Genomic DNA, 16,618 nt, shown 5'->3' with positions numbered 1-16,618 from the left:
TAGCCCCTAGTTCCTTTTAACACCCATCAACAAAATTGCGCGAGAACCTGAAATTTTTGACTCTTGATGGGAACTATAAATATACATCTTATGTTATGTTGAAAGCTTCTTATTACCATGCTATTTAAGCCTATAATTCATGCGGTTTCTAAAGTATCTGATAAAGTTCCCCTACGAATTGTTTTAGTTGTTCCGTTCATTCTACAAATCTTTGCAGCAGTAGGACTGACTGGATACCTTTCTCTACGAAACGGGCAAAAAGCAATCAACGAAATGGTTGTAAACTTGCAGACTGAAGTAGGCGATCGCATCGATCAACATCTTGACAGTTATGCCGCAGCTACTCGTTATCTAACTCAAATTAATGGAGAGCAAATCGATTTAGGATTGCTGAATCCAGAAAATCCAGATCGTTTAGCTCAGTTCTTATTTAAGCAAGTCAAAACCTATAATGTTGGCTATATCCTTTACGGTTCTAAAACAGGAAACTTTATTGCTTCTGGATACTACCGCGAGTCTACAATTCCAAATCACGGCAACCCAGATATCAGTTTGGTGTTGCTTAATCGTTATGGCAATCGTGATTTGTACAACTACACAACTGATACTCAAGGCAAGCCAGTAAAATTATTTGAAATTACCAAAAATTACCAATTTCAGAAGGAAGGCTGGTACACCAAGAGCGTTGAAACTGGCAAACCAGGATGGAGCGAAATTTATCAATGGGAAACTAATAACTATCCCTTGGCACTCGCCACTAGCCGACCTATTTATGATCAGCAAGGAAATCTGATCGGTAGTATTGGTGTAGAACAGCGCCTTTCACAAATCAGTGATTTTCTGCGTCAAATTAAAGTCAGCCAATCAAGTAAGATTTTCATTCTGGAACGCACTGGCTTTTTGGTGGCTAGCTCCAGCGATACTCCAGTATTTTCAGTGGTTTCTCAAAAACCACAGCGATTACAAGGCACTCAAATTAAAGATACCTTAATTCAAGCGACATCGAATTATCTGACTGAGAAATTTGGCGATCTAAAAACTATTAAAATTAGCCAGCAGCTAGATTTCATAGTGAATGGACAGCGCCAGTTTGTCCAAGTTTCTCCCTGGCAAGACGAATGGGGGCTAGATTGGTTAGTTGTTGTCGCCATGCCCGAATCAGACTTCATGGGACAAATTAATGCAAACACTCTCAACACCATTTGGTTGTGTATCATTGCACTGGTACTAGCAACTGTTTTGGGCATTTATACCTCTCGCTGGATTGCTCGACCTATTTTACGTTTGAGTCGGGCTTCGGAGGCGATCGCACAAGGAGAGTTAGATCAAGAAGTTGAAACTTCAGGCGTGAAAGAACTGGGTGTGCTTGCTCAATCTTTTAACCGCATGGCACAACAGTTACGAGACTCTTTCACTGCTCTGGAAAAAACCAATCAAGAACTTGAACTGCGGGTAGAACAACGCACCGCAGAATTGAAATACGCCAAAGAAGCGGCAGACAATGCCAGTAAAGCCAAAAGCGACTTCCTCGCTAATATGAGCCATGAGTTACGCACGCCCCTAAACGGCATTCTTGGTTACGCTCAAATTCTCCTGCGCTCAGAACCAATGACTGATAAGGGGCGCAAAGGTATCAACATTATTCACCAATGCGGCTCTCACCTGTTGATGCTAATCAACGATATTCTTGACTTAGCTAAAATTGAGGCACAGAAAATGGAACTTAGTCCCAGTGATTTCCATTTTCCGTCATTTCTACAAGGTATTGCCGAAATTTGTCGGATTCGTGCCGAGCAAAAAGGAATTGCTTTCGTTTATCAACCCGATGCAGACTTGCCCACGGGTGTTCGAGGTGATGAGAAGCGTTTACGCCAAGTGATTATTAATTTGTTAGGAAATGCCATTAAATTCACCGAGCAAGGTAGTGTCACCTTCAAGGTAGGCACGATAGAAAAATCACCTCAAAACTCTTACAAAACTCGCTTCCAGATTCAGGATACTGGTGTTGGCATGAAACCAGAGGAATTAGAGAAAATTTTTATGCCGTTTGAGCAAGTGGGAAATACTAAAACACAAGCCGAAGGAACTGGGCTTGGCTTGGCAATTAGTCAAAAAATTGCTTTGCTGATGGGCAGTATGCTGGAGGTGCAAAGCGAATTAGGTCAAGGCAGCACGTTCTGGTTTGATGTAGAATTGCCCGAAGCCCAAAACTGGGCACATTCCTCTAGATCTGTTCGGCAGGGCACGATCGTCGGCTATCAAGGAGTAATCCGTAAGGTGCTGGTTGTTGACGATCGCTGGGAGAACCGCTCTGTTTTAAATAGTTTACTGGAACCAATCGGTTTTGAAGTAGTAGAAGCCATCAACGGGCAAGAAGGGTTAGACAAAGCGGTGACGGAGAATCCTGACTTGATCGTTACTGATTTAGTGATGCCGATCGTGGATGGCTTTGAGATGCTTAGACATCTGCGTCAGTTATCTCAGTTCAAAGATACGCCTGTGATTGCTTCTTCCGCGAGTGTGTTTGAAGCGGATCAGTTCAAAAGTGTGGATGCAGGTGCGAATGAATTTTTACCAAAACCAATCGAGGCTGAGAGCCTACTTCTGTTGATTCAACGTTACCTCAAATTAGAGTGGGTTTATGACACCAAAACTGAACCTGTCGCTACAGCAGCCAACATTACTGATGACATGACTTCAGAAACTATCAAAGCACCTTCGATAGAAGATTTGCAGCATCTGAATCAGTTAATCGAAATGGGAGACTTGGATGAACTTGTAGAGGCTGTTGAAAAACTTAAAGCAGCAGATCCTCAATTGGCAGTCTTTGCTCAAAAAATCTCAAACCTTGCAGAAGACTGTGAATTAAATGCACTCACAACGTTTCTTCAATCTTTAGTCAACAACTTTTGACAAATTATGCATCACTCAGCGACCGGATTTATTTTAATTGTGGATGATAACTCAACTAACTTGTCTGTGCTATCTCAAGCGCTCAAACAAGTGGGGTTAAAAATTCGTATGGCGATGGATGGAGCTAGTGCCATCAATATTGTCCAGCAGCAATTTCCTGAATTGATTTTGTTAGATGTGCAAATGCCGGGGATGGATGGTTTTGAAACTTGTACCCGTTTAAAAGCCAATCCAGCAACTCAAACCATTCCAATTATTTTTACAACGGCGCTGGCAGATACAGATAGCAAAGTAAAAGGGCTGTCGTTGGGTGCAGTAGATTACATCACCAAACCCTTTGAAGAACAAGAAGTTCTTGCTAGAGTCAATGTTCACTTACAACTGCGACATTTGACTAAAACGCTGGAAGAGAAGAACACACAACTACAGCAAGGGAATGAAATTCTTGAACAGCGCGTAAGTGAGCGAACATCTGAACTCTCTCAAGCCTTGCAGGAGTTACAGCGATCGCAGCTGCATTTGGTTCAAAATGAGAAGATGTCAGCTTTGGGGCAACTAGTTGCTGGTATCGCCCATGAACTTAACAATCCAATTGGATGTCTTGTAAGCAACCTCGCGCCAGCGTTTGAGTATGTATCCGATTTAACGCAGATAATTGAGTTTTATCAGCAGTCTTATCCGGAAGCAGCACTGAAGCTAGAACAAACGCTAGGAGAATTTGATATTGAATTTATACTACAAGATTTGCTCAAACTACTGAAATCAATGAAATTAAGTACAGAGCGAATTAAAGACATCTCGATTTCTCTGCGAAATTTCTCGCGTTCTGATGCCACAGCCAAAGTGCAGGTAAATGTTCATGATGGATTGGAGAGTACGCTAACTATTTTGGGACATCGCTTGAAAGCTGTAGGCGATCGCCCTGCAATTGAAGTGATTAAGAACTACGGGGAATTGCCTAAATTGGAGTGTTATCCAGGACTGCTCAATCAGGTGTTTATGAACATTCTGGCAAATGCGATCGATGCTCTAGAAGAGGGACTAGGGACTAGGGACTGGGGACTAGGAAGAGCTTTTCCCGATACCCAATCACCAGTACCCAATCCCCCTTCGGGTACTCTACGAGAAGCCGCCCACTCTCCGAGAAGCCAGGCTACGCCTGTCTACCGGGCGTCTATGCCAGTCGCTACAACGGAGGAAACCTCCGCAACGTGCTGGACTCACCAGTACCCAACCCCACAGATTCGGATTCAAACAGCTGTGGCGGATGAATATGTTGTAATTCGGATTGCAGATAACGGTATTGGTATACCGCCAGAAGTTCAACAGAAGATGTTTGATTACCTTTTTACAACCAAAGCGGTTGGCAAGGGCACAGGAATGGGATTATCGATTTCTCGTCAAATTATAGAGGAAAAACACGGCGGACAACTCAGTTTTATGTCTCAAGCAGGGCAAGGAACTGAATTTGCGATCGCTTTACCGCTTCGGTGACATTCTCCCCAAGTTTCCTCTTAAGGATTCCTGCTTCTGGTCATCAAACTGCTTATACTTCACTTATCCTGTTTGTTGACCTGAATCTTTACAAGAGAAAATTTTGGTGATGAAATCACAAATTCCCAAATTACCCCTGCCAGAACCCCTGTTAGGCTCAGAACGCGGCACTTTCACTGAGTTTACAGTCACTCAAAGAATGCCTGGAATTGCTCGCCGAGTTATTGCTGAAAATAATTTTTCACCTCACATCAATGCAAGTTTAGAAAACTTAGCCAATGAACTGCCATCGGGTTATTTATTACCTTTGATAAATGATACTAATGTAGATTTTGCAGCTTGGGATAAATATCTAGAACCATACAAGGGGCAACGTTGGGTAGATATTCCTTGGTTCTTTGCCGAAACTTATTTTTATCGGCTCATTCTCAACATTACTAATTATTTTCTTCCCGGTGAATGGCAAGGTGTAGATCCGTTTCAATTGCAAAAAACTCAAGGTTTAAACACATCTCTAGATGCAATTATCGCTCTGGGCACTCAAGTAACAAATTGGTTAGAAGAATCCCAAAAACATAGTCAGATTAACCAGATTGCTTTGACTGCACTAATATATTTTGCACTTTGGGGTAATCGAGTTGACTTGAGTTTATGGTCAGCATTTGAGGCAAATCGCAGTCGTTTTGACATCGAAAGCCAAGAAGCTCATATTTTAGTAAATGATGTGTCTAAAGTCACGGAGCTATTACTTAATAATCCAGGTAAGCGAATTGATTTTATCGTCGATAATGCTGGGTTTGAACTTGTTTGTGACTTATGTTTAGTAGAGTTTCTATTAGGTAGTGGTATTGCTAGTCAAGTTAAGCTGCACTTGAAACCTCACCCTACTTTTGTTTCTGATGCCATGATTAAAGATGTAAACGATACAGCAGAGTTTTTAGCAACATCTGGCTATGAAAAAGTTTCAGTTGTTGGTGAAAGGTTGCAATCATATATGACAGCAGGGCAATTAGTTCTAGGCGATGATTATTTTTGGACATCGCCTTTAGCATTTTGGGAAATACCAGATTCACTCAAAAATGAGTTAGCAAATGCAAGTTTGCTGATTATCAAAGGTGACGCAAATTATCGCAGATTGTTGGGAGATAGGCACTGGGATTATACGACTAATTTTGCAGATATAGTGTCATATTTACCTGTTCCAATAGTAGCTCTACGTACTCTCAAATCAGAAGTAGCAGCAGGTATTCCACCTGAAGTTGTTGAGCAAGTGCCAAAATCCGATCCTGATTGGTTAACGAATGGACAATGGGGTGTGGTGCAATTTGTCTAAAAAAAGTAGCGATTGCTCGTGCGGGAATAGCGATCGCTCTAATTTTAGATGCCCTATGTGTCTAATCCGCGATATGCAATATCGCCTTTCCAGGAAAACTTCTGTCGAGCAGTTTTTGTGCTACATCAGCAACTTCTATCCAAGAAGCTTCTAAATCGATATGTGGATGCAACTTACCTGCTGCTACCAAATTCACAAGCCTTGTTAATCCAATTGCTGCTGATTCTCGTTGTAGTTCGTGAAACAATATTAAGCCGTATAAACTCGCACCACCTGTCGCAAAAAAGCGTTGTGCATCGAATGTTACCTCTGCTCCCCCAGAAACACCAAGTAGCACTGTCACTCCATTTTCTGCCAACAAGCCTAAAGCTGTTCCTAAAGTCTTGCCACCTACTGATTCGACAATCAAATGATAAGGGCCATACTTACTAGCTGGTGAGAGTTCTTCACCAATGACAACAGAATCCGCTCCGGCATTTTTAACAAAAGACTCATATTCTGGAGTGCGAATATGTGCTATTACTTGGGCACCACTAAGACGTGCTAGTTGAATGGCGAAGTTACCAACACCACCAGATGCACCTGTGACTAATACGGGGCGAGCCAAAAGCAAACCACCTTTGAGTAGAGCATGGTAAGCTGTTAAACCAGCTACAGGCAAAGTAGCAGCCTGAGCAAAGGATACTGATGGTGGTAATTCTGCTAGCGAGTGGGTTGGTACTGCTACTAATTCTGCCCAAGCTCCAGAACGAAGTAAACCGACAACCCGCGTTCCTTTACCGAACCCAGAACCATCAGCAGCAGGGGTTTCTACTGTTCCCGCCAAATCCCACCCCGGATGCCAACCAGCCTCAGCAGTGGTGGAACGCTTCACCTCACCTCGGTTGAGAGAAATTGCCGCTACCCGGATCGTTGCTTCGTTAGCAGCAGGCGTGGGTGCATCCACATCACGCAGTACTAAACGCCCCTGCACATTAGGATCGACAACGACAGCACGTATTTTACTCATATTGAAGATGTCCTCAATTATGATACCTCTTGAGACATTGTGACAACCCTCGCCGCTAACTGCAAGCAGTGTAGCGGGAGCATCTCAGATTCACAAATGAGACTTTCTGCTTCACAGGCTGACTAATGTCTAAGCCTCCACAGACAGGAATCGGTAGTCCAACCGACCCATGTTTTAAAAGATTAACTGCGCTGTTCCAGTCGCGGTCAATAGTTAAACCACAAGAACAGCTATGAACACGAACCGCCAAGGTTTTCTCAACTCTTGCACCACAACCAGAACAATTAATACTTGTCCCTCTGGGGTCAACACCAAGGCAGTGCTTGCCGCGTCTTACCGCTACTGCTTGCATAGTTTGGAGGAATGCACCCCAAGCAACATCAAGTATCGACTTAGCCAGTCGTGTTCTAGCTAATCCTTTAATGTTCAGGTTCTCAAAAACAATTAAGTCATAGGATTTAACCAACCAGTGAGCAACTTGATAGTGAAACTCTTTCCTTTGTCTTGCAACGTGCAAATGAAGTTTTGCAACCTTGTTAGACTGTTTTTGATAGTTTTTAGACCCCTTTGTTTTACGCGCAAGCTTTCGCTGTTGACGAACTAAAACTGACTGCGCTTTGCGGTAATACTGAGGCACTTCAACGCTTTGTCCGTCAGCAGTAGTCAAAAACTTCTCTAGCCCAACATCTATGCCAGTAGCAGTTTTAATTTCATCAACAGGTATTGGTTCGGGTACGGTTTTATCTAAGAGCGAAAAACTGACATACCAACCATCAGCTTTCTTGAGAATAGTTGCTTGTTTAATCTCAAAACCGTCGGGGATTGGTCGGTGCAAAATCACCTCAATCTCACCAATTTTAGACAACTTGAGGATATTACGTACCAAGTGCGCCCCTGCTTTGGCGCAGTTAACACGAGGGAAAGTGAAGGAGCAGATATCACCACGCTTTTTAAACCGTGGTCGTCCTCCTCGCTTCCCATTTTTATCTGACATCAACCACTGTTTCCAAGCCTTGTCTAATCTCACCAGGTTTTGTTGTTGGCAGTCGGCGTAGATGTTTTTGTATTCGGGAAACAGTTCTTTAGTCTGCTTGAGGTCGGATGCTTGTGTATAGTAGTCAACTTTTTGTGGCACCTCACCAATTGGTTCCGAAATCAAGCTACAACGGTCAATTTGTGACCTTGTGCGGTTTAACCAATCCAGTCTTTGCCCTAGCGCATAGTTGTAGTGACGGCGTAGCAACTCACCCCAGGTTTCCATCGTGACAACCTGCTGTGGTGTGGGGTTGAGTTTGTACTGGTAAGTGAGTAACATATACTGATAATACCATTTAGTGGAATGAGTTACAACGTAAGCCATAGGGCTGTTTATAGCTTAAATATTCATTTAGTGTTAGTGACAAGATATCGTAGAAAAGTAATCAACCAGTCAATGCTTAATCGGCTGAAAGAGATATTTGAAAGCACTTGTGCTAAGTGGAGAAGCAAAGTTACAGAGTTTAACGGAGAGTCAGACCATGTTCACTTGGTTATCAGTTACCCACCAGATGTTGAAGTTAGCAAGCTGGTTAACAACCTTAAGACGGTTTCAAGCCGCTTAATTCGCAAGGAGTTCAATGAACAAGTCAATCAATTTTATAAAAAACCAGTCTTTTGGACGGGTGCGTATTTTGTCGCATCCTGCGGTGGTGTCACCCTTGAACAACTTAAATCTTATGTTGAGAAGCAAAGCAATCCTGATGATTGAAGGGGTATCGTTCCCCGAAGGGGTTCTCGTTCGCCCTTGGCGTTCCCGAAGGGTAGAGTACACCTCCAATCATCCCGCAATTCCCCATCACCGCCAACCGTTCCGGTGTGGCGGGAGTACCCTTGCGGAGGCTTAGATGGGGATACGGTGAAATCGAATGATGTTCTTGCCCCTTGTCTTCCCTTCTCCTTATCCAAGTCTTCCCTTCTGCCTACTGCCCTCTGCCTTATTTATGAAAGAAATAACGCGCCGTCAATTTATTGCCACTGCCACCCTGGCAACGGGTTTCGCTCTAGCAGTGCAACCAATTTCTGCCAAAGTCATCACCACCGATGCCAAAGGATTAATCGCGGGTGAAGTGAAAATTCCTGTCAAAGATGGCAAAATTCCTGCCTATAGAGCTATGCCTGCTACAGGCAAGAATTTTCCGATTGTGTTGGTGATTCAGGAAATATTTGGTGTACACGAGCACATTCAAGATATCTGCCGTCGCTTTGCCAAGTTGGGATACCTAGCGATCGCTCCGGAAATGTTTGTACGTCAAGGCGATGTTTCTAAGTTAAACAGCATAGAAGAAATTCGCCCAATAGTAGCGAAAGTACCTGATGCTCAGGTAATGTCCGATCTCGATGCTACGGTAGGTTGGGCTGTAAAGTCTGCTAAAGGTAATGGCGATCGCTTAGGAATTACAGGCTTCTGTTGGGGTGGACGTATTACCTGGCTATACGCCGCTTACAATCCTAAGGTTAAGGCTGGTGTGGCATGGTACGGGCGATTGGTGGGTGACACCACAAAATTAACGCCCAAGCATCCCGTTGATATTGCGTCTGAGTTAAAAGTCCCTGTTCTTGGACTTTATGGTGGCAAAGATACAGGCATACCCCTCGATACAGTCGAAAAGATGCGCGATCGCCTGAAGTTAAGCAGCAGTAAATCAGAAATTGTTGTCTATCCGGATGCACCTCATGCCTTTTTTGCTGATTATCGCCCCTCCTACCGTGAAAAAGAAGCCAAAGACGGTTGGCAACGCCTGCAAGCATGGTTTAAGCAGCATGGAGTCTAGATGAGGTAACAGGGGATAGGGAACAGGGAACAGGGAACAGGGGACAGGGGACAGGGAACAGGGGATAGGGAACAGGGGACAGGGAACAGGGAACAGGGGATAGGGGATAGGGAACAGGGAACAGGGAACAGGGGACAGGGGACAGGGAACAGGGAACAAGGGACAGGAGACAGGGAACAAGGGACAAGGGAACAGGGGACAGGGGATAGGGAAGGAGTACAGTGTTTTTCTTTAGAGGGGAGATTTGGAGAGGGGTTTTATTCTTCCGTAACTAGTGCTTAAGTTCTAACAACTTTAAAAATGTTTCGACAGATGGATTTACCTAACCCGAACACAAAAGGCGATTTTCAATTCCATTTTCCAAAATAGTATTAAGGTTGCCATTTATACTCACGCAAGTTCACTCTTCCTTCAGGGCTAAATATTATTCCTTCTTGTTCAAGAAGATAACGCTGTCTATAATCTCCGCCATGTCGCAAAGGTGAATAAGATATCTCTCCTTTAGAATTAATGACTCGATGCCACGGTATATCTGATAAGCGTTCATCAACTTGATAAAGAGCGTATCCCACTAAACGCGCTTTCCCATAAAGGTGAGCTAAATCCGCTACCTGTCCATATGTTGCTACTCGACCTTTTGGGATCTGGCGCACGATCGCGTATATATTGTCATAAGTAGACATTAAAATTTCTCCACGTCTTTGTGTCCCCGCGTCTGCTTTCATAATAAGTCTCTAAGCAAACATAATATTTAGTCCTTGTTGCTTGAGTTGCTCTGCATTGTCCAGACAAGAATTAGAATGGAACATAGTGTGTTCTTGGTTTGGAAAGTGTCTGAGTCTGTCTCCCTTCGCGATCGCTACCTTGCCCTGATCGATGAAATTGTCGAAGCCACCCTCAAAGGCAAGATTAGTTCTGTTGAGCAAGTGTATCAAATGCTGCTCAAGAGTGTGACGGTGGGGACGGGAGAAATTTTTGAGTTGGCGTTGAGCGATCGCCTCAATAGCATCCAGCAGCAAGTAGACACTGAAAAAGATGAACTCAAAAAAGCAAAAGCCACCCGTACTTTAAGAGCAATTAAGACAATCCAAAGTCAATGGCAACGTGCTGAAGAACAAAATAAAGCTACAGAAGCTACAGCCGCTGCCATTAAAGAGATTACTACAGCTCCAACAGGAGAGCGCCTTGCTGCGTTTTTGCGAGTTACCGATTCCAACCGCAAGCATCCCCTGACTTTACAACAAATTCAACAGTTGTCAAAATCTTTACAACAATTTGCTCAAGCAGATGAAGATTTTCAGTATATCGCCGATGGCATAACTCGTGGTGTCGCCGCTTGGCAACGACTGCAAGAACATCTCGTCAGTTGGATGTACGAACAAAGTCAGGATTCCTTAGGATTTGGTGGCATACCAGGAGAAAGCGGCCCTTGGGCAACTTGGGCAAAGCAAACCAATAGTGAGTTACCCAAAGCACTACTTCGCACTTTAGCGATGGAGGAATCTATAGTTGCATTTGCCGAACAGCAACGCAATGTCAATCTCAGTGACTGGGTGGAAATAACATTAATACTACAATACTTGCAACGGGGATTAGTTCACTGGTTTGACCAACAACCATACAACGTTAAAGCTGGATCAAAGCTATCAATTTCCACTTTTTTGACTTTTGCTGTGATTTGGAGTCAACTGGCAGATGGTTTTGGTTTGAGTACAATTTACGGTAATGCTGCTTCGCAGGTAATGTTACAAATTTTGCGAACCTTTTCCCAACGGCAGTATTTTCCCTTATATGGTGGTATTTTTGCCTCCTTTGCTGGTAGCTACTTGCGGGATGCGCTAAATTACCTCGATGAACCTTTACGTCGTGTCGAGGGAACCCAAGAGAAAGCGCGGATATTAACGCTTTTAGGATATTCGCAACGAGCATTGGGGCAATACGATCGCTCTATTAATTTTCATCAGCAAGCATTGGAGATTGCGCGCAATGCAGGCGATCGCCCTTGTGAAATTGCCAATCTCAACCATCTGAGCCGTACTTGTGTTGCCCAACAAAATTACTCGGAAGCCATAGATTACAGTCAAAGGGCATTAATTCTGAGTAGGCAATCAGGCAACAGAACCGGAGAAGCTTATGCTTTGGTTAACTTGGGCTATAGCGAAGTGATGCAGGCACAGCAGTTGCAAGAGTTAGAACCAGAAACTTATGAGATGGCTATTAACTATTTGCAACAAGGCTTAAGGTTATCAGAGCAATTAGGCGATGTGCAAAGTAAAGCTTTATGTTTGAGTAGTTTAGGCATTGCATATTTAATAATTAAACAACCAGAAAATGCGATTAAAAATTTAGAAGAAGGTTTTAGGACAGCACAAGTTGCTGGTGATTTGTATCTACAAGGATTGAATTTAGCAACTTTAGCTGAAGCAAATTACAATCTGGCAAATTTTGAAAGAGCAATTTACACTGGCTGTTTGGGAATGTATTTGTTAAACCAAATAGCTTCACAGGAGTGGCGAAAACCTGCGGGATTACTGACAATTTTGCAAGGACAATTAGGTACAGAAGCATTTCAAAATACATTGCAACAAAATCGTCAGAGAATTATTGCTGTGATTGGTGTAGATGGATATGATTACATTCCGCAATTGTTAGAAGAATATAGGCGGGAAATGTAAGGATAGATTTTTGTTTATGATGGAAATAATCAAGTATTGAAATCTGATGTAGGAATTTATATGTTGAATCTAAATTTAGATGATGAAACTGAGAAGTATTTAGTAGAAATTCTCGCGCAGGAGAAAACGACAAGTGGTGAATTAGTTAAACGGTTGTTGCGCCAACATTGGGAAAGCTTACAGCCGAGAAAAACTGTTTTAGAGAAGATGGGTGGTTATCCGGAGCATTTACTAAACGGCCCTGGTAATTTATCTGATAGGGATGCACGGTATAAGTATCTGGCGGAGTATTTCCAGAAACGTTATGAACAAAGCCAGCAAAAGCAAGAAGCATGACATATCACCCTGTTATTCTTGTTGATAGTTCCTTACTAATAGCTTTTTACAATTCAACAGATAATTATCACACCCAAGTTCGAGATTTTTTCACCAGTTGTACTAGTGATTTAATCACTACAGTTGCATGTGTTACTGAGGTAATGTACTTTCTTGCTCCTAATCGGCAGGTACAGAATGTATTTTTATTACATTTAACAAATCTAGTATATAAATGTGAATCGCTGCTACCAGAAGATTTTGCAAGAATAGCTGAACTCAACACTCAATATGCTAGTTTGCCTGGAGATTTTGCAGATTTGTCCCTAGTTGCTATTTCCGAGCGTTTAAATATCTGTGCGATCGCAACATTAGATAAGGATTTTGATATTTATCGCCGCTATCGTTGTCAACCTTTTGAACGTGTATTTCGAGCACAGTCAGATGAGAGACATCTCAGCAAAGTATAGAGTAAAAAATTAATATTCTTGCAGACAAATGTTATTTTTCTATGATGTCCAGATTTTGTGGTTGAGTTGCGTTCTGCTTCTGACAGTATGGAAACTTTGCAGTCAAAAATGCGGGAATATATAACAAATGGGGCTAGTTCGGGATGGTTGATTGACCGAAAAAATATAACAGTGGAGATATATCGGCAAGGACAAGATGTAGAAATATTAGAAAATCCCACTACTTTATCAGGAGAAGATATACTGCCGGGATTTAATTTGGATTTAAAAGAAGTTTCGTAGCGAAGTATTATTTATGTTGAAATATCAAAAATCCTCTCGGATTAAGAGAGGATTTCTTAGCAGCTAATATCTATTACTGAGATGAATTATTTTGATTGCTGTTCTCAGTAGTAGAAGAATTATTATTAGGTGTTAAATCTGGAGAAGGTGTAGCTGTAGTACCAGTCTCTGGATTGGAATTTGATGGTGATGCTGGAGTAGTTTGTCTAGCCGCAGGTGGTTCGGGTGGAACGGTGATGTTGATATTAGGTGGAGTAGGAGCGGTTGTTGATGAAGTATTTTGTTGGGGAACAGGAATCGGAACAGGTACTTCCGTGGTTCTTTCAATAATTGTAGTTTGGGGTTGAGGTGTTGTTGTTGGTGTGACAGTCACAGTTGGTGTGACAGTCACAGTTGGTGTAACAGTATTCTCAACTGCTTCATCGCGTTGGGTGAAATACCAGATGGCAATGCCTGTTAACCCTGCTAGCAAGGCAAGCAACAAGCCTAAGAATAACCCACGAGCAGTGTTGTCATCATCTCGTTGTCCTAATCTCTCTTCTTGGTAATCGCGCTCAGATACACGCCCGTGTACATAACCGCTTTGATAGGAGTTAGGATCTACTCCTCTATTGCCAACTGTTTCAGTGGTTCGCGTTACATTAGTGTGGATATTTCCGTTACTGTCGGTGTAACTGTCTTGCTGAACTTCTCGGTAGCTTTTGTTATCGTTTGGATTAGTCATAGGTGTTGTCTTAAATTTCCAAGTCAAGTAAAAAATGTAGAGCTAAATAGCATTAAAGGTTTTCTAAGTAATAAACCAGTGATTATATTCTCTGGTGTTATTTAAAACTTTTCTCTGGTGTATTATCAAAATAACTTTTTTAGCTGCTTTAACGTTTCTATCTAAAGAAGTGATATCTACTTCCCCCAAAAGAAAGATTGTTTGATTGTAATTTAATTAATATCAGGATATTAAGCATCAAATAATCACAGTCAAAGTATGAAGAGAAAGGGTGCTACCTGATTTTTTAAAGTTAATATAAATTAGGAGTGATTAAGTTAAATAATAAAAAGCGATCGCCTCTTTTGTACAAGCCCAAATCAAGCGATCGCTTTTCTATTTAAGACACGTCAAGATTACGCTTGAGGAGTAAATTCCATCGCGACACCGTTCATGCAGTAGCGCTTTCCAGTCGGTGCAGGGCCATCATTAAACACATGACCGAGATGTCCTCCGCAGCGGCTACAATGGACTTCAACCCTAGTCATAAAAAATGACTTATCTACGGATGTGGCAATAGCCCCTTCAATGGGTGCATAAAAACTCGGCCAGCCAGTACCGCTGTTAAATTTGGTTTCTGAGGTGAACAGTGGCTGTCCACAACCAGCGCACACGTAAGTACCTTTGGCATAATTTTTATCTAGTGGACTAGTACCAGCCCGTTCTGTGCCGTGTTTCCGCAGGACACGAAACTGTTCTGGTGTCAAAGTTTGACGCCATTCTTCCTCGGTTTTATTGACTTCAAATTTCTCAGTATTAGAAGTTGCCATAACCTGTGTTCTCCTAGTTAAATAGCTTGATAACCCTACTGCACTCACTGTGGCAGCAGCAGTTGTTAAAAGATGTCTTCTTTTCATCTTCTATTATTTATTAAGTTTTATAAAGGTAACAATTAAGCAAGCCGTATAAATTGATAGGGATTGCCTCACTTAATCAATACTGTGAATGCTGAAGCTGATATTAGGCTGAGAGTTGCATGAAACTTCGTTAAGATTATGCGATCGCCTAAGTGACAGAACTTCTTTCATGACTCACAAAATCAGCACATAATTTACTAAAACCAACCTCCACGGAAACTTAACTTATGCCCCAGGAGATTGCTGTCGAATTTCGTAATGTCACCTTTAGCCGCAACCATCGCCCTTTGGTATCGAATCTCAATTTCAGCATTAGCCAAGGAGAAGCGCTAGTATTAGTTGGACGTAGTGGTAGCGGCAAAACCACGACAATGAAGTTAATCAATCGCCTGCTTACACCCACTCAAGGCGAAGTTGTATTTGATGGCATTCCGACAACTCAGTGGAATGAAATTCAACTGCGGCGCAAAATTGGTTATGTTATTCAAGAAACTGGTTTATTTCCCCATTTCACTGTTGAACGCAATGTAGGTTTAGTACCTTCTCTGGAAAGGTGGAAACCCAAACAAATTAGAAGCCGCGTATATGAACTTCTGCATTTGGTTGGTTTAGAACCAGAAAAATTTGCCCAAAGATATCCCCATGAACTTTCGGGAGGGCAAAGGCAACGAGTTGGTGTGGCTAGGGCGCTAGCAGCAGATCCACCTGTATTGCTGATGGATGAACCCTTCGGCGCACTCGATCCGATTACTAGGCTAGAATTGCAACAAGAATTTTTAAAGTTACAGCAGGAATTAGGCAAGACTGTTGTCTTTGTGACGCACGATATTCAAGAAGCGTTTATTTTGGCATCGAGAATAGGTTTAATGCATGGAGGAGAATTAGTGGTGTTGGAAACGCCAGAAGAATTTATGCGCTCGCAAAATCCAGAAGCTCTTGCTTTTATGGAATGCTTAAAATCTTTTTTCCTATGAATATCACCGATTTTTTCTTAATCAAATATGCCCCAGAAATCCTCGATCGCACACTCGAACATTTAGTGCTAGTTGTAGTTGCTATTGGCATCGCCATTTTGATAGGCATACCTTTGGGCATACTCATTACTCGTCAAAAATCTCTGCGTCAACCGATTTTGGGGATTGCTAATATTTTTCAAACTATTCCTAGTTTAGCACTGTTTGGCTTACTTATTCCCGTGCCTATAATTGGCGGGATTGGCGCTACTCCTGCAATTGTTGCCCTGGCTCTATATTCTTTATTACCCATAATTCGCAACACTTACACTGGTATTGCTGGCGTAGATTCGGCAATTCGCGAGGCTGGGCGCGGTATGGGGATGACAGATCGACAATTGCTCTTACAAGTAGAAATTCCTTTAGCGATGGGGGTGATTTTAGCGGGAGTGCGAGTGGCGACAGTGATAGCGATCGGTGTTGCTACTATCGCTGCTGCTATTGGTGCGGGTGGTTTGGGAGAGTTAATTTTTCGTGGGATCTCGACAGTCAACGATCAATTAATATTAGCTGGCGCGATTCCAGCAGCAGTAATTGCTTTAGTTGCTGATTTGGGAATTGGTTTGATAGAAAAAAATTTGAAGATTAGGTAGATAGGTATAAATAAATGAATTTTTCTTTAAGACTGATAGTGGTTAGTGGCAAACAACCAACTACTAACTACTATCTACTATCTATTAACTA

16 protein-coding genes and 1 pseudogene are annotated in these 16,618 nt (G+C 42.4%); 12 read left to right on the top strand and 5 right to left on the bottom strand.

The features are described from left to right. Positions 1-117: 117 nt before the first annotated feature. The 3 genes from UYC_RS0129490 to UYC_RS0129480 all read left to right on the top strand — a co-directional run bounded on the left by UYC_RS0129490 (position 118) and on the right by UYC_RS0129480 (position 5,740). A complete protein-coding gene (locus UYC_RS0129490) occupies positions 118-2,913 on the top strand; it encodes a hybrid sensor histidine kinase/response regulator (protein WP_016877740.1) in 2,796 nt (931 codons plus the stop codon). Between the two features lie 6 nt (positions 2,914-2,919). After that, on the top strand, positions 2,920-4,407 hold the full coding sequence (locus UYC_RS0129485; RefSeq protein ID WP_016877739.1) for a hybrid sensor histidine kinase/response regulator: 1,488 nt from the start codon (positions 2,920-2,922) through the stop codon (positions 4,405-4,407). A gap of 109 nt (positions 4,408-4,516) precedes the next feature. After that, positions 4,517-5,740 carry a damage-control phosphatase ARMT1 family protein gene (locus UYC_RS0129480; RefSeq protein WP_016877738.1) on the top strand — a complete coding sequence of 408 codons (1,224 nt, stop codon included), beginning with the start codon at positions 4,517-4,519 and terminating at the stop codon, positions 5,738-5,740. 61 nt (positions 5,741-5,801) lie between these two features. Here UYC_RS0129480 and UYC_RS0129475 read toward each other — a convergent pair whose 3' ends face one another. Together UYC_RS0129475 and UYC_RS0129470 are read right to left on the bottom strand one after the other, a co-directional pair. Then, complete coding sequence (locus UYC_RS0129475; RefSeq protein WP_016877737.1) at positions 5,802-6,749, bottom strand: zinc-binding dehydrogenase; 948 nt, start codon at positions 6,747-6,749, stop codon at positions 5,802-5,804. Between the two features lie 55 nt (positions 6,750-6,804). Continuing rightward, complete coding sequence (locus tag UYC_RS0129470; protein ID WP_235083065.1) at positions 6,805-8,109, bottom strand: RNA-guided endonuclease InsQ/TnpB family protein; 1,305 nt, start codon at positions 8,107-8,109, stop codon at positions 6,805-6,807. Here UYC_RS0129470 and tnpA point away from each other — a divergent pair. From tnpA to UYC_RS0129460, 3 genes are all read left to right on the top strand, one after another. Then, entirely contained in the window at positions 8,089-8,496 is a 408-nt protein-coding gene (tnpA, locus tag UYC_RS0129465; protein ID WP_016877735.1) for an IS200/IS605 family transposase, read from the top strand. The genes UYC_RS0129470 and tnpA overlap by 21 nt on opposite strands. Then, on the top strand, positions 8,489-8,632 hold the full coding sequence (locus UYC_RS38300; protein ID WP_158630203.1) for a hypothetical protein: 144 nt from the start codon (positions 8,489-8,491) through the stop codon (positions 8,630-8,632). The genes tnpA and UYC_RS38300 overlap by 8 nt, the downstream gene beginning before the upstream one ends. A 96-nt stretch (positions 8,633-8,728) precedes the next feature. Beyond that, positions 8,729-9,559, top strand: a complete 831-nt coding sequence (locus UYC_RS0129460; protein ID WP_016877734.1) for a dienelactone hydrolase family protein — start codon at positions 8,729-8,731, stop codon at positions 9,557-9,559. Positions 9,560-9,930: 371 nt separating this feature from the next. Here UYC_RS0129460 and UYC_RS0129455 read toward each other — a convergent pair whose 3' ends face one another. Beyond that, positions 9,931-10,284 carry an MGMT family protein gene (locus UYC_RS0129455; RefSeq protein ID WP_016877733.1) on the bottom strand — a complete coding sequence of 118 codons (354 nt, stop codon included), beginning with the start codon at positions 10,282-10,284 and terminating at the stop codon, positions 9,931-9,933. A gap of 75 nt (positions 10,285-10,359) precedes the next feature. Here UYC_RS0129455 and UYC_RS0129450 point away from each other — a divergent pair, with 75 nt between their 5' ends. From UYC_RS0129450 to UYC_RS35825, 4 genes and pseudogenes are all read left to right on the top strand, one after another. Then, positions 10,360-12,234, top strand: coding sequence for a tetratricopeptide repeat protein (locus UYC_RS0129450; protein ID WP_016877732.1), 1,875 nt, complete (start codon positions 10,360-10,362; stop codon positions 12,232-12,234). 60 nt (positions 12,235-12,294) lie between these two features. Further along, positions 12,295-12,570 carry a hypothetical protein gene (locus UYC_RS0129445; protein WP_016877731.1) on the top strand — a complete coding sequence of 92 codons (276 nt, stop codon included), beginning with the start codon at positions 12,295-12,297 and terminating at the stop codon, positions 12,568-12,570. Then, entirely contained in the window at positions 12,567-13,019 is a 453-nt protein-coding gene (locus UYC_RS0129440; RefSeq protein WP_016877730.1) for a type II toxin-antitoxin system VapC family toxin, read from the top strand. The genes UYC_RS0129445 and UYC_RS0129440 overlap by 4 nt, the downstream gene beginning before the upstream one ends. Positions 13,020-13,064: 45 nt before the next feature. Continuing rightward, positions 13,065-13,301, top strand: a pseudogene (locus tag UYC_RS35825) (Uma2 family endonuclease); the annotation flags it as partial. A gap of 73 nt (positions 13,302-13,374) precedes the next feature. On the opposite strand, the gene UYC_RS0129430 reads toward UYC_RS35825, so the two are convergent. Further along, complete coding sequence (locus UYC_RS0129430) at positions 13,375-14,025, bottom strand: hypothetical protein (protein ID WP_016877728.1); 651 nt, start codon at positions 14,023-14,025, stop codon at positions 13,375-13,377. Positions 14,026-14,420: 395 nt separating this feature from the next. Further along, entirely contained in the window at positions 14,421-14,921 is a 501-nt protein-coding gene (gene msrB, locus UYC_RS0129425) for a peptide-methionine (R)-S-oxide reductase MsrB (protein WP_272898086.1), read from the bottom strand. 227 nt (positions 14,922-15,148) lie between these two features. Here msrB and UYC_RS0129420 point away from each other — a divergent pair, with 227 nt between their 5' ends. Continuing rightward, entirely contained in the window at positions 15,149-15,895 is a 747-nt protein-coding gene (locus UYC_RS0129420) for an ATP-binding cassette domain-containing protein (protein WP_016877726.1), read from the top strand. Beyond that, positions 15,892-16,527, top strand: coding sequence for an ABC transporter permease (locus UYC_RS0129415; protein WP_016879772.1), 636 nt, complete (start codon positions 15,892-15,894; stop codon positions 16,525-16,527). Before UYC_RS0129420 ends, UYC_RS0129415 begins: the two co-directional genes overlap by 4 nt. Positions 16,528-16,618: the final 91 nt, after the last annotated feature.

Origin of the sequence: Chlorogloeopsis fritschii PCC 6912 (genome assembly GCF_000317285.1) — a bacterium.
Classification (GTDB): domain Bacteria; phylum Cyanobacteriota; class Cyanobacteriia; order Cyanobacteriales; family Nostocaceae; genus Chlorogloeopsis; species Chlorogloeopsis fritschii.
Note: the sequence above shows the minus strand (reverse complement) of the source record. Positions and strands in the feature narration are given on the sequence as shown.